We start from the raw sequence: 13,400 nt of genomic DNA, 5'->3' as shown, positions 1-13,400 counted from the left end.
TTATGCATGTATTCATGCACTGGCTTTTAACACACTGTTGAGTTCTCAAGAAACGGACGCGTACTTCCTCACCAGAACCCGTTCCCGGATCCTCGCTCAGAGGCGCTCACATTTCATTTACTTCAGTCTACCAGATCCGGACGATTCTTGTCAAACCGCCCGATCCGGGAGCTTCCGGACCTGCTCCGTTTCGGAGCAACCCTGCTAACTTACTCTAACTTCCGGCCTTTGTCCAACCGCCAGGTCAGACAGCCCGAAAGTTCGGGTTGATCAGCAGGGGTGTCGGGGCCGATCGGCCCCGCGTTGAAAACTCTAGCAGCCCTGAGGACGTCGAAGGTCCATCTTCGGTAACGAATGGACCTTCCCCGCGTTCGTATGCTCTAAACCCCGAGCCCGGACAGCTGTGCCTCAAGGCGCGCGATGTCCGCGGCGGCCTGCTCGGCCCGGCCCCGGACCTTGGCGACCACGTCGTCGGGCGCCTTGGACATGAACTGCTCGTTGCCCAGCTTGCCGGCCGCCTGAGCGGCTTCCTTCCGGGCGACGGCCAGATCCTTCTCCAGACGCTTGCGCTCGGCCACGACGTCGATGGCGCCCGCGGTGTCGATCTCCACGGTCACCGCGCCCACGCTGAGGCGCGCTGTGGCGTTGAACGTCTCCGCCGGCTCGGTCAGCCTCAGCAACGCGCGGATCGCCCTCTCCTGGGCCTCCAGCGGCGTGCCGGACAGCCCCAGACGGGCGGCCACCTTCTGGCCGGGCTTGAGCCCCTGGTCGGAACGGAACCTGCGGACCTCGGTGACGAGCTCCTGCAGGGCGTCGATCTCTGCCTCGGCCGCCGGGTCCGCGTAGCGAGCGTCGGTCTGCGGCCAGGGGGCCACGACGATCGACTCGCCACCCGTCACCGCTCGCCACAACTCCTCGGTGACGAACGGCACCAGCGGATGCATCAACCGCAGCAGCGCGTCGAGCACGTGCCCGAGCACGAGCCGGGTGTGTTCGAGCCCCTCCCCGAGCTGGATCTTGGCCAGCTCCAGGTACCAGTCGCAGACCTCGTCCCAGGCGAAGTGATAGAGCAGGTCGGAGGCCTTGGCGAACTCGTACTCGTCGAAGGCTGCGTCGGCGGCGCTCACCACGGTCTGCAGGCGCGACAGGATCCAGCGGTCGGCCGCGGTGAGGTCGAGGCCGTCGAACGAGCCCACCGCCGCGCCGTTCATCAGCGCGAACCTGGTGGCGTTCCAGATCTTGTTGCAGAAGTTGCGCGAGCCTGCGGCCCATTCCTCGCTCACCGCCACGTCGGCGCCGGGGTTGGCGCCGCGCAGCAGCGTGAAGCGGGTGGCGTCGGCGCCGAAGCGCTCGACCCAGTCGAGCGGGTCGACCACGTTGCCGAACGACTTCGACATCTTCTTGCCGTACTGGTCGCGGACCATGCCGTGCAGGGCCACGGTCTGGAACGGCGGGCGGCCGTCCATGGCGTAGAGGCCGAACATCATCATCCTGGCCACCCAGAAGAACAGGATGTCGTAGCCGGTGACGAGCACGGAGGTCGGATAGAACTTCTCCAGCTCCGGGGTGGAGTCGGGCCAGCCCAGCGTGGAGAACGGCCACAGCCCGGAGGAGAACCAGGTGTCGAGGACGTCGGAGTCCTGGGTGTAGCCGGCCGGCGGCTCCTCGTCGGGGCCGACGCAGACAACCTCGCCGCCCGGCCCGTACCAGACCGGGATGCGGTGGCCCCACCACAGCTGGCGGGAGATGCACCAGTCGTGCATGTCGTCGACCCAGTCGAAGTAGCGCTTGGCCAGCTCCGGCGGGTGGATGCGGGTGCGGCCGTCGCGCACGGCGTCGCCGGCGGCCTTGGCCAGCGGCGAGACGTTGACGAACCACTGCAGCGACAGCCGCGGCTCCACCACGGTCTTGCAGCGCGAGCAGTGGCCGACCGAGTGCAGGTAGGGACGCTTCTCGGCGATGATGCGGCCCTCGGCGCGCAGCGCGGCCACCACGGCCGGGCGCGCCTCGAAGCGGTCGAGCCCCTGGAAAGGGCCGTGGGCGGTGATGACGCCACGTTCGTCCATGACGGTGAGGGACGGCAGCGAATGGCGGCGGCCGATCTCGAAGTCGTTGGGGTCGTGGGCCGGGGTGACCTTGACCGCGCCGGTGCCGAAGGCGGGATCGACGTGCTCGTCGGCGACCACGGGGATCATGCGGCCGGTCAGCGGCACCTCGACCATCGTGCCGACCAGGTGGGCGTAGCGCTCGTCGGAGGGGTGGACTGCCACGGCCGTGTCGCCGAGCATGGTCTCGGCGCGGGTGGTGGCCACGACGATCTCGTCGGAGTAGCGGATCGAGACCAGCTCGCCCTCGTCCTCGCTGTGCTCGACCTCGATGTCGGACAGCGCGGTCAGGCAGCGCGGGCACCAGTTGATGATGCGCTCGGCGCGGTAGATGAGCCCGTCGTCGAAGAGCTTCTTGAAGATGGTCTGGACGGCCCGCGACAGCCCCGGGTCCATGGTGAAGCGCTCGCGCTCCCAGTCGACGCCGTCGCCGAGCTTGCGCATCTGGCCGAGGATCCTGCCGCCTGACTCCTCCTTCCACTCCCAGACGCGCTCGACGAACGCCTCGCGGCCCAGGTCGTGGCGGGACAGGCCCTGCTTGGCCAGCTCGCGCTCCACGACGTTCTGGGTGGCGATGCCGGCGTGGTCCATGCCAGGCAGCCACAACGTCTCGCGGCCCTGCATGCGGGCGCGGCGGGTCAGCGCGTCCTGGATGGAGTGGTCGAGCGCGTGGCCGATGTGCAGGACGCCGGTCACGTTGGGCGGCGGGAGGACGATGCTGTACGGCACGCGCGAGCTGCCCGGGTCGGCGTGGAAGTAGCCTTCGGACACCCAGCGCTCGTAGCTACGGGTCTCGACGTCGGCCGGCGTGTATTGGGTGGGCAGCTCTTGCGTTGTCACAAGCACCAATTCTAGGGAGCCGGACAAGCGAAACGCCCCCGGGACGAACCCGGGGGCGTTTTCGCGGACGGTCAGGCCGACTTCTCGCGCGGCGTGCGCTGCTGCTTGGCGGCGAGCTGGTCGCGCGGGACGAGCGTCGGGATCGCGTGTTCCAGCACCGACTCGCGGGTGATGACCACGCGGGCGACGTCCTGGCGGGAGGGCACCTCGTACATGACGGACTGGAGCACCTCCTCCAGGATCGCGCGCAACCCGCGGGCGCCGGTGCCGCGCAGGATGGCCTGGTCGGCGATGGCCTCCAGGGCGCCGTCGGTGAACTCCAGCTCCACGCCGTCGAGCTCCAGCAGCTTGCGGTACTGCTTGACCAGCGCGTTGCGGGGCTCGGTGAGGATCTGGATGAGGGCCTCGCGGTCGAGGTTGTGCACCGAGGTGATGACCGGCAGGCGGCCGACGAACTCGGGGATCATGCCGAACTTCAGCAGGTCTTCGGGCATCACGTCGCCGAAGATGTCGGCCGTGTCGACCTCTTCCTTCGAGCGGATGATGGCGTTGAAGCCGATGCCCTTCTTGCCGATGCGCGACTCGATGATCTTTTCGAGGCCGGCGAAGGCTCCACCGCAGATGAACAGCACGTTGGTGGTGTCGATCTGGATGAACTCCTGGTGCGGGTGCTTGCGGCCGCCCTGCGGCGGCACCGAGGCCGTCGTGCCTTCGAGGATCTTCAGCAGCGCCTGCTGCACGCCTTCGCCCGAGACGTCGCGGGTGATCGACGGGTTCTCGCTCTTGCGGGCGATCTTGTCGACCTCGTCGATGTAGATGATGCCCGTCTCGGCCTTCTTGACGTCGTAGTCGGCGGCCTGGATGAGCTTGAGCAGGATGTTCTCGACATCCTCGCCGACATAGCCGGCCTCGGTGAGGGCCGTCGCGTCGGCGATGGCGAAGGGCACGTTGAGCATCTTCGCCAGAGTCTGTGCGAGGAGAGTCTTTCCCGACCCGGTCGGCCCGAGCAGCAAGATGTTGCTCTTGGCCAGCTCAAGGCCGTCGTCTCTGCCCCGGTCACCGGACTGCACCCGCTTGTAGTGGTTGTAGACCGCCACCGAGAGCGCCTTCTTCGCCTTGTCCTGTCCGATGACGTAGGCGTCGAGGAACTCGTAGATTTCCCTCGGCTTGGGCAGGTTGTCCCACTTGAGCTCGGAGGACTCGGAGAGCTCCTCCTCGATGATCTCGTTGCAGAGATCGATGCACTCATCGCAGATGTAGACGCCTGGACCGGCAATGAGCTTCTTGACTTGCTTCTGACTCTTCCCGCAGAAAGAGCACTTCAGCAGGTCTCCCCCGTCGCCGATGCGTGCCACCCCAGATACTCCTTTGCGTGGGACCGCCCTGCTCACGCGAGCAGTGTCTCCGGACATCCTCCGGACTAGGCCGAACCGCTCAGGTTTCGACGTTACCGTCTTCTGGGCCCTCAGTGAGCCCCCTAGCGGCGAGTCGCACCGGAACGTGCCCTATTGGGCAGCGCTCCGGTGCGTCACATCTCAACTAGGAAGCGACGGCCTGAGCTCGTTTCTTCCTGGTCGGGATGATGTCGTCGATCAGACCATACGCCTTTGCCTCGTCCGCGTTGAGAATTTTGTCGCGTTCGATGTCCTTGCGGATGTCGGCGGAGGCCTTGCCCGTGTGCCTTGCCACGATGTCCTCAAGGAGGGATCGCATGCGCAGGATCTCGCGGGCCTGGATCTCGATGTCGCTTCCCTGGCCACCGCCCTCGGTGGAGGGCTGGTGGATCAGCACCCGGGCGTTGGGCAGCGCGAAGCGCTTGCCCGGGGTGCCGCCGGCCAGCAGCACGGCCGCGGCGGACGCGGCCTGGCCGAGGCAGACGGTCTGGATCTCCGGCCGGACGAACTGCATCGTGTCGTAGATCGCCGTCATGGCCGTGAACGAGCCGCCGGGCGAGTTGATGTAGATGCTGATGTCACGGTCGGGGTCGAGCGACTCCAGCGTCAGCAGCTGGGCCATCACGTCGTTGGCCGACGCGTCGTCGATCTGCACTCCGAGGAAGATGATGCGGTCCTCGAAGAGCTTGTTGTACGGGTTCATCTCCTTCACGCCGTAGGACGTGCGCTCGACGAAGGAGGGGAGAACGTAACGGCTCTGGATGTTCATGTCAGCTCCCCCTAGGAGACCGGGCCCACGGAGGGCACCTGCCGCGCGCTGCGGACCACGTGATCGATGAAGCCGTAGTCCTTCGCCTCCTCGGCCGTGAACCAGCGGTCGCGGTCGGAGTCGGACTCGATCTGGTCCAGCGGCTGCCCGGTGTGGAAGGCGATCCGCTCGGCGAGCGTCTTCTTCACGTAGAGCATCTGCTCGGCCTGGATGGCGATGTCGGCCGCGGTGCCGCCGATGCCGCCGGACGGCTGGTGCATCATGACGCGGGCGTGCGGCAGGCCGTAGCGCTTGCCGCGGGCGCCGGCGGTGAGCAGGAACTGCCCCATGGAGGCGGCCATGCCCATCACCACCGTGGACACGTCGTTTGGCACATATTCCATCATGTCGTAAATCGCCATACCGGCACTCACCGAGCCCCCCGGCGAGTTGATGTACAGCGTGATGTCGCGCTCGGGGTCGTCGGCCGCGAGCAGCAACAGCTCGGCGCAGATCCGGTTGGCGATCTCGTCGTTGACCTCCTGACCGAGCACGATGATGCGCTCACGCAGCAGGCGCTGGTAAAGCTGGTCCTCAAGCCGGAAGGACGAGCCGTTCTCACGGCCTCGCGACTCAGGCTGATAGAAGGTCGGCGGGCTGGTCACAGCGTCACCTTCCGATGCGTCGTAAGTGATTGGCTTTGCTTGTGACCTTAACGCGCGACGCCCACAGGTCATGCCCGGTCCCCCGTACTGTTCGCTGACGGCGCAGGTCTGGGTGACCGGTCTTCTGTCAGCGTACGCCGTTCCTCCACGTCCGGCTCATGCTCCGGCTCTGTGGGCGTTTCGGCGGGGATGGTGCCGTGCTGATGGGGCTGGTGGAGCTTGTGGGATTGCGTACCGGTGGACGGCGTCCGGTGGCGGTGAGGGGCCGTCGAGCCGTCGAGGGGCGGCCCCCGCGGGGTGAGGGGCCGTTCGCGCCCCGCGGGACCGTCAGGGGCCTTCTGGGCGCGTACACGCGCTCGGTCGTGCTCGCGGACCCGCGCGGCGCACCGCGGGGCCGGAAAGCACGAAGCCCCCGAACCCATGGGTCCGGGGGCTTCGGTAAAGATCAGGCTTCGGCCTTCTCCTCGGACTCGGCGGCCTCCTCGGCCCCCTCCTCCTCGACCGGGGCGCCGTTGATCTCGGCGTAGATGGCCTTGAGGTCGACCTCGTTGCCCTCGGTGTCGACGACCTTCGCGGCGTCGCCCAGCACGGACTTGGCCTTGTCGCGGACGATCTCGACCATGGCCAGCGTGAGCTGGTCGTTGTCGGCCAGGTGCTTGGCCAGCTCGTTGGGCTGGACGCCCATCTCCATGGCGCGGCGCACCACGAAGTTGGTCAGCTCCTGCTCGTTGACGCCCAGCTCCTCGGCCTTGACGATCTTGTCGAGCACGAAGCCGACCTTGAGCGCCTTGGCGGAGTTGCTGTCGAACTCGGCGAAACGCTCCTCCTCCGTCGTCTGGTACAGACGGAAGAAGGCGTCGCGGCTGAGGCCGCTCTCGGCGATCTGGTGGTCGAGGTTGTGCTTGCGGGCGTCGACCTCGGCCTTGAGCGCGCTCTCGGGCAGCGGGATGTCGATCTTCTCGAGCAGCGCGTCGAGGGCCTTCTCGCGGGCCTGGACGACCTGGTCGATGAGCTTGTTGCGGCGGGCCTGCTCGCGGATGCTGGCCTTGAGCTCGTCGAGCGTGTCGAACTCGCTGGCGAGCTGGGCGAACTCGTCGTCGAGCTCGGGCAGGACCTTCTCCTTGACCGACTTGACGTTGATGATCACGTCGGCCTCCTCGCCGGCGTTCTCGCCGCCGACGAGCTCGGTCTTGAAGCTCTTCTCCTCGCCCGCGGACATGCCCGCGAGGGCGTCGTCGAGGCCCTGGAGCACCGAGCCGGCGCCGACCTCGTAGGAGACCTCGCTGGCCTGCTGCTCCTCGATGTTCTCGCCGTTGATCTCGGCGCGGAGGTCCATCACCACGAAGTCGCCGTTGGCGGCCGCGCGCTCGACGCCGGTCAGCGTCGCGAAGCGCTGGCGCAGCGAGTCGAGCTGGGCGTCGACGTCTTCGTCGGAGACCTCGGCGGAGTCGACGGTGACCTCGGCGCCCTGGTAGTCGGGCACCTCGAAGTTGGGCCGGATGTCGACCTCGGCGGTGAACTCGATCTGCTCACCGTCGTCGATCTTCGTGACCTCGATGTCGGGCTGGCTCACCGGGAACACGTCGACCTCGTCGACGGCCTGGCCGTAGAGCTTGGGCACCGCGTCGTTGAGGGTCTCCTCCAGCACTACCGCCCGGCCGAAGCGCTGCTCGATGATGCGGGCCGGAACCTTGCCAGGCCGGAACCCGGGGACGCGCACCTGCTGCGCGACCTTCTTGTACGCCGCATCCATGCTCGGGCGCAGCTCTTCGAACGGCACCTCGACGGTGAGCTTGACCCGGGTCGGGCTGAGCTCCTCGACAGCGGTCTTCACGGAATGGTCTCCTTGATCAAGCTACGAGTGATCGCGGGCGCGTCCATTCGGTACGGCTCACGCGCCGCGCCCACATGAGCGGCGTTGGGCATGCTCCGCCACGGCGGGATCCAACGCCGATGGCCAGTCTAGGGCAGATGCGTACCGAACAACGACGTCGTCGCCGTCAGAACTCCTCGGCGATCGTCCTGAGCAGATCGATCGTCTCGTCGGGGGTCGTGCTCACGGCGCACAGCCGCTCCATGACCTCCGTGTATCGGTCCACGTCCTCACGCTTGTCCAGGTACAGCGCGCTGGCCAGTTGCTCGACGTAGACGACGTCGGGCAGGTCGCGGTCGGGGAAGCGCAGGATGCTGAAGGCGCCGCCCTCGGCGCTGTGGCCGCCGAAGCTGAACGGCATGATCTGGATGGTGATGCTGGGCTGCCGCATGAGGTCGATGAGGTGTTCGAGCTGGGCGCGCATGACCTCGACGCCGCCGATGGGCCGGCGCAGCGCCGCCTCGTCGATCACGGCCCAGAAGACGGGGCCGTCCGGCCGGTCGAAGATGCGCTGGCGTTCGAGCCTGAGGTCGACCCTCCTGGCGATCTCCTCCGCCGCGATGCCCGCCGCTCCGGCGGTGACGACCGCCCGGGCGTACTCCTTGGTCTGCAGCAGTCCCGGCACGAACTGGACCTCGTAGGTCCTGATCCGGGCGGCGGCCTCCTCAAGGCCGACGTACGCCTGGAACCACGTGGGCAGGACGTCGTTGAACCGGTGCCACCAGCCGGGTTCGTTCGCGGTGGCCACCAGGTCGAGGACGGCGGCTCGCGCCTGCGGGTCCACGACGCCGTACAGGGTGAGCAGGTCGGAGACGTCACGTTCCTTGAACCCGACCCGGCCCAGCTCCATGCGGCTGATCTTGGATTCTGAGCCCCTGATGAGGTGCCCCGCCTCCTCGCGGGTGACGTTCTTCGCCTCCCTGAGCTTTCGCAGCTGGGAGCCCAGGAGGATGCGCAGCGCCGTCGGCCCGGAACCCGGCTGGTTCTGCGTCACTTTGCCTCCTATCAAGGTCCGCACACACAGTGACACCACATTGCCGGGTATGACAAGGTCTCAACCCCGTGTCCGATTAGGAGAGATTTGCCCCAAAAGGCGCATGCTGTTGCACATTGCAGCTGCACGTGCATTTGGGTCTTGCAGCCGCCGCGTTCGTGACCCATGATGGCTTAGTGCATTGTGGGCCAAACATGCACTAAACCGAGGGCTACGGGGAGGTATCGGCGGCATGGTGGAGGATCCTCTGGCCACTGCCGATTGCCTGCAGATCACCCGTGAGGTGGGGTTCGACCACCTGCTCAAGGGCGGGAAGCCGAACACGACCGCGTGCCCCCTGCCCTTTCAGGCCGACTCGGTGAAGACCGCCAGGGACGTGACCCGCTCCACGCTGCGGGGATGGGGCCTGCACGAGCTGAGCGACGACGCCGCGCTCGTGGTGTCCGAGCTGGTGACGAACGCCGTCAGGTACGCGATGTACGCGGCCGGCCGCCGGGAGATCGAGCTCTTGCTGATGCGCGTGTCGCCGCACGTGCTGCTGGCCGTGGCCGACCCCAGCGACGAGGTGCCGCGCCGCAAGGAGCCGGACTTCATCTCCGAGAACGGGCGCGGACTCTACATCGTCGAGACCTACAGCCAGTGCTGGGGCTGGGACCCGCTCGACCGCGGCGGCAAGGCCGTGTGGGCGTTGTTCCGCGCCGAAGAAGGCTCCGACTCCGAAGAGGGCTGACCCCCCGGCGCGGCGGCTACTCGCCGGTGGCGCCGTCGATGCGCTCGCGCAGCAGGTCGGCGTGGCCGTTGTGGCGCGCGTACTCCTCGATCATGTGGACGAGGATCCAGCGGTGGGTGCAGTCCTGGCCGTTGCGGTCGCCCACGGCGTCGAGGGGCTTGGCGGCCGAGATGGCGCGGGCGCGCTCGATCTCGTCCTGCCAGGTGGCGAACGCCTCCTCCACCGAGGCGTCGTCCACGTCGTTGAAGTCGGCGTCGTTGTCGACGTCCTTGTTCCACAGGCGGGGGATGTCCTCGCCGTTCAGCACGCGGCGGAACCAGACGCGCTCCACGTGCGCCAGGTGCCGGACCAGGCCCAGCAGCGACATGGCGGACGGCTCGGCGGAGCGGAGCCTGAGCTGCTCGTCGGTGAGGCCGGCGCACTTGACGGCCAGCGTGCCGCGATGCCATTCGAGCCAGTTGTCGAGCATGGCCCGTTCGTCGCCGGCGAAGGGTGGGGGAACGCGAGTGTCTGTCACGCCTCGACCTTAGTGGGCGCTTCGTCCGAAGGCCGCGGGGCCGAGAAGCCCCCTCCGCGTCGGAGGGGGCCGTTGACCTGGTCGGGGCGACAGGATTTGAACCTGCGACTTCTTGCTCCCAAAGCAAGCGCGCTGCCAAGCTGCGCCACGCCCCGCCTCGCCGGGTGCGCATGCGGTCCGTGACTCCGGTACGCTTACGCCCTGACGACCGGATGAAGTCTAGACCAGAGTTCGACCGGTTCGCGCGGACGTAGCTCAATGGTAGAGCCCTAGTCTTCCAAACTAGCTACGCGGGTTCGATTCCCGTCGTCCGCTCCAAGCATGAAGGCCCAGGTCCGGGAGATCCCCGAGCCTGGGCCTTACTGTTATCCGATCTTGTCCCTCAGGGCGTCGCCTTCACCAGATCCACGTGCCGTGCCGCCCGTCGCGGGCCGCGCACTCGGGGATGACGAGATGGGCGGCTCCATGCCTCCCAGCGGGATCGCGAACCGGTGCTCACCGGAGTCGACTGCCAGGAGCCTGCCTGGCACCATCTCGTGACCGTCGATCACGTGGCCGATGTAGTGGCGCATGACCAACGGGAAACGCCAACCGCGGCACCCGCGCGATGGGCTTAACCCAGGCCGGGGGGCCGGCCTTTAGTGATCTTCGGGGGCGTAGGCTGGCGGGGATGCGTGCACGTCCGATCTCCCGGGAGGCGCTCGTCGAGGAGCTGGCCGAGCTCGTCGCCGCGCGGCCCAAGGACGCCTGGGTGCGGGTGGCCGTCGACGGGGCGCCCGCGGCGGGGCCCGGCGCGCTGGCCGACGAGCTGGTCGCGCCGCTGCGGTTGCGCGGCCGGCCCGTGCTGCGGGTGTCCGCGGGCGACTTCCTGCGGCCCGCCTCGCTCCGGCTGGAGCACGGCCGGACCGATCCCGACGTCTTCTACGAGGACTGGCTCGACGTCAAGGGGCTGCTGCGCGAGGTGCTCGAACCCTTGGAGCCGGGCGGCTCGGGGCGGGTGCTGCCGGCGTTGTGGGACAGCGGGATCGATCGCGCGTACCGGCTGCCCTACCGGGAGCTGGCGCCGGGCGGGGTGGCCCTCGTGGACGGCACGCTGCTGCTGGGGCGGGGGCTGCCGTTCGAGGTGAGCGTGCACGTGTGGCTGTCGGCGGCGGCGCTGGCGCGGCGCACGCCGCAGGACGAGCGGTGGCGGCTGCCGGCCTACGAGCGGGACGAACGCGAGGCGCGCCCGCAGCGGGCCGCCGACGTGGTGGTCAGGGCCGACCATCCGGACAGGCCGGCGGTGCTCACGGACGGCTGAGCCCGAGCAGCGCGTCCAGCTCGGCGACGGCCTGGGCATTGGACGTGTAACGCACGGCGTGCAGGCCGGCAGCGCGGGCGCCCTCGACGTACGGCTCGTGGTCGTCGAGGAACACCGTGGCGGCGGGGTCGGCGCCGAGGGCGTCGCAGGCCATGAGGTAGATGCGCGGATCCGGCTTGCCCACGCCCGCCTCGTGCGAATAGACGATGTGGTCCACAAGACCGGCGTAGCCGTACGCGGCCTGCTCGCGTTCCCTGGCGCCGACGAAGCTGTTGCTCACCAGGCCCGTGCGGTAATGCGGACGCAAGGCGCCCAGGTACGCCATGAGCTCGGTGTTGGGCGTGCCGAGGTACTCCGTCCAGACGTCGGCCATGAACGCCCCGGCGTGCGCCCCGAGCACCTCGGCCACCTCGGCTTCGGCCTGCTCCTCCGTGATCTCGCCGACCGCCCCGGCCAGCCAGGTCGGCTCCAGCCGCGCGTCGAGGTGACCGGCGGGCAGTCCGAGCCTCTCCTCCCACCTGGTCGTCACGCCCAGGGACGGCGTCAGCTCCAGCACCCCGCCGATGTCGAACACGACCGCATCGATTTTCATCTAACCTCCATGTGAACTGTTTCAACCAAGGTAAAGAAGGAACGTGTCCGCGTCCATACCCTTGACGGCTCACGGGGGCGGCTCAAACTGAAACGGTGATCCCTGGCAACTGGTACAACATCGTTCCCGATCTTCCCGTGCCGCCTCCGCCGCCCCTGCACCCCGGCACCCGCCGTCCCGTCGGGCCGGACGACCTCGCGCCGCTGTTCCCCATGGAGCTCATCGGGCAGGAGGTCAGCGGCGACCGCTACGTGCCCATCCCCAAGGAGGTCATCGACGTCTACCGGCTGTGGCGGCCCACGCCGCTGATCAGAGCGCACCGGCTGGAGAAGGCCCTCGACACGCCGGCCCGCATCTACTACAAGTACGAGGGCGTCTCACCGGCCGGTTCGCACAAGGCGAACACCGCCGTGCCGCAGGCGTACTACAACGCCAAGGAAGGCGTGCGGCTGCTGACCACGGAGACCGGCGCGGGACAGTGGGGGTCTGCTCTGGCGTTCGCCTGCGCCCAGTTCGACATCGAATGCCGGATCTGGATGGTTCGGGCGTCCTACGACCAGAAGCCGTACCGGCGCTCGCTCATGGGCGTGTACGGCGCCACCGTCCACCCCAGCCCCTCGCCCCTCACCGGCGCGGGCAGCAAGGCGCTGGCCGACGACCCCGCCTCCCCCGGCAGCCTGGGGCTGGCGATCAGCGAGGCGGTCGAGGTGGCCGCCGCGGACCCGCAGGCCCGGTACGCGCTCGGCTCGGTGCTCAACCACGTCCTCCTGCACCAGACGGTGATCGGCGAGGAGGCCCTGGCGCAGCTGCCCGAGCTGCCGGACCTGGTCATCGGCTGCACCGGCGGCGGCTCCAACTTCGCCGGCCTGGCCTTCCCCTTCCTGCGGGAGAAGCTGGCCGGACGGATCGGCACCCGGTTCAGGGCCGTCGAGCCGGCCGCCTGCCCGTCGTTCACCCGCGGCGTGTACGCCTACGACTTCGGCGACACCGCCGGGCTGACGCCGTTGGGCTCAAGATGCACACCCTCGGGCACTCCTTCGTCCCCGACCCGATCCACGCCGGCGGGCTGCGCTATCACGGCATGGCGCCGCTGCTGTCCCACATGTACGAGCTGGGGCTGTTCGAGGCGGTGACGCGTACCCAGAGCGAGTGTTTCGAGGCGGGTGTGCGCTTCGCGCGGACCGAGGGCATCGTCCCGGCCCCCGAGCCCACGCACGCGCTGGCCGAGACCATCGCCGAGGCGCTGCGCTGCAAGGAGAGCGGCGAGGAGAAGGTGATCCTCACCGCGCTGTGCGGGCACGGCCACTTCGACCTGGCCGCCTACGACCGCCACCTGGCCGGCGAGCTGGAGGACTACGCGCTGCCGCAGGAGCGCCTGGACCAGGCGCTCACCGAGCTGCCCGGCTGAGATGACACGGGTGGCCGCGCGAACCGCGGCCACCCGTGTTCAGTTCGCGTTCGGGCGCTTCCTGTGGTTCGCCTTCTTCTTCTTGCGCGCCCTGCCCTTGCGTGCACGTTTCGCCATGGGCTCACCTCCAGCGGTCGGGATCGTGACCTTCAAGGTCTCCCCTGCCCGCGGGTCGCACAAGCGATACGCCGTGACCTAACATTCCTCAACAAAGTCGTGTCATAATTTGGTGGA

13 protein-coding genes and 2 tRNA genes are annotated in these 13,400 nt (G+C 68.2%); 5 read left to right on the top strand and 10 right to left on the bottom strand.

All coding sequences use genetic code 11. From position 1 onward, the window contains the following. Positions 1-380 precede the first annotated feature (380 nt). The 6 genes from ACIBST_RS43900 to ACIBST_RS43875 form a co-directional block, all read right to left on the bottom strand. On the bottom strand, positions 381-2,954 hold the full coding sequence (locus ACIBST_RS43900; protein ID WP_397179416.1) for a valine--tRNA ligase: 2,574 nt from the start codon (positions 2,952-2,954) through the stop codon (positions 381-383). A 62-nt stretch (positions 2,955-3,016) separates the two neighbouring features. Further along, entirely contained in the window at positions 3,017-4,300 is a 1,284-nt protein-coding gene (clpX, locus tag ACIBST_RS43895; protein WP_185067261.1) for an ATP-dependent Clp protease ATP-binding subunit ClpX, read from the bottom strand. Between the two features lie 184 nt (positions 4,301-4,484). Next, positions 4,485-5,108, bottom strand: coding sequence for an ATP-dependent Clp protease proteolytic subunit (locus ACIBST_RS43890; protein WP_397179415.1), 624 nt, complete (start codon positions 5,106-5,108; stop codon positions 4,485-4,487). Between the two features lie 11 nt (positions 5,109-5,119). After that, complete coding sequence (locus ACIBST_RS43885) at positions 5,120-5,752, bottom strand: ATP-dependent Clp protease proteolytic subunit (RefSeq protein ID WP_352323605.1); 633 nt, start codon at positions 5,750-5,752, stop codon at positions 5,120-5,122. A 445-nt stretch (positions 5,753-6,197) separates the two neighbouring features. Beyond that, complete coding sequence (tig, locus tag ACIBST_RS43880; protein WP_397179414.1) at positions 6,198-7,586, bottom strand: trigger factor; 1,389 nt, start codon at positions 7,584-7,586, stop codon at positions 6,198-6,200. Between the two features lie 166 nt (positions 7,587-7,752). Continuing rightward, positions 7,753-8,619 (bottom strand): helix-turn-helix transcriptional regulator, encoded by an 867-nt coding sequence (locus ACIBST_RS43875; RefSeq protein ID WP_352360394.1) that lies wholly within the window; start codon positions 8,617-8,619, stop codon positions 7,753-7,755. Between the two features lie 232 nt (positions 8,620-8,851). Here ACIBST_RS43875 and ACIBST_RS43870 point away from each other — a divergent pair, with 232 nt between their 5' ends. After that, positions 8,852-9,349 (top strand): ATP-binding protein, encoded by a 498-nt coding sequence (locus tag ACIBST_RS43870; RefSeq protein WP_397179413.1) that lies wholly within the window; start codon positions 8,852-8,854, stop codon positions 9,347-9,349. A 16-nt stretch (positions 9,350-9,365) separates the two neighbouring features. Here ACIBST_RS43870 and ACIBST_RS43865 read toward each other — a convergent pair whose 3' ends face one another. Continuing rightward, positions 9,366-9,866: a DinB family protein gene (locus tag ACIBST_RS43865; RefSeq protein WP_397179412.1), complete on the bottom strand. Its 501-nt coding sequence runs from the start codon at positions 9,864-9,866 to the stop codon at positions 9,366-9,368. A 78-nt stretch (positions 9,867-9,944) separates the two neighbouring features. Further along, positions 9,945-10,021: transfer RNA gene (locus tag ACIBST_RS43860), tRNA-Pro, on the bottom strand. Positions 10,022-10,110: 89 nt separating this feature from the next. On the opposite strand from ACIBST_RS43860, the gene ACIBST_RS43855 reads away from it, so the two are divergent. After that, positions 10,111-10,184 (top strand) — tRNA-Gly (locus ACIBST_RS43855). A 352-nt stretch (positions 10,185-10,536) separates the two neighbouring features. Beyond that, positions 10,537-11,166 (top strand): uridine kinase, encoded by a 630-nt coding sequence (locus tag ACIBST_RS43850; RefSeq protein ID WP_397179411.1) that lies wholly within the window; start codon positions 10,537-10,539, stop codon positions 11,164-11,166. Here ACIBST_RS43850 and ACIBST_RS43845 read toward each other — a convergent pair. Further along, positions 11,153-11,758, bottom strand: coding sequence for an HAD family hydrolase (locus tag ACIBST_RS43845; RefSeq protein WP_397179410.1), 606 nt, complete (start codon positions 11,756-11,758; stop codon positions 11,153-11,155). The genes ACIBST_RS43850 and ACIBST_RS43845 overlap by 14 nt on opposite strands. Before the next feature lie 95 nt (positions 11,759-11,853). On the opposite strand from ACIBST_RS43845, the gene ACIBST_RS43840 reads away from it, so the two are divergent. Both ACIBST_RS43840 and ACIBST_RS43835 read left to right on the top strand, forming a co-directional pair. Beyond that, entirely contained in the window at positions 11,854-12,891 is a 1,038-nt protein-coding gene (locus ACIBST_RS43840) for a TrpB-like pyridoxal phosphate-dependent enzyme (protein WP_397179409.1), read from the top strand. Then, on the top strand, positions 12,840-13,166 hold the full coding sequence (locus tag ACIBST_RS43835) for a hypothetical protein (protein ID WP_397179408.1): 327 nt from the start codon (positions 12,840-12,842) through the stop codon (positions 13,164-13,166). The genes ACIBST_RS43840 and ACIBST_RS43835 overlap by 52 nt, the downstream gene beginning before the upstream one ends. Positions 13,167-13,205: 39 nt before the next feature. Here the strand turns inward: ACIBST_RS43835 and ACIBST_RS43830 are convergent, their stop codons facing one another. After that, positions 13,206-13,283, bottom strand: a complete 78-nt coding sequence (locus ACIBST_RS43830; RefSeq protein ID WP_125636474.1) for a 50S ribosomal protein bL37 — start codon at positions 13,281-13,283, stop codon at positions 13,206-13,208. Positions 13,284-13,400 lie beyond the last annotated feature (117 nt).

Source organism: Nonomuraea sp. NPDC049684 (assembly GCF_044465345.1).
Classification (GTDB): domain Bacteria; phylum Actinomycetota; class Actinomycetes; order Streptosporangiales; family Streptosporangiaceae; genus Nonomuraea.
This window is presented reverse-complemented; position numbering and strand designations above follow the sequence as displayed.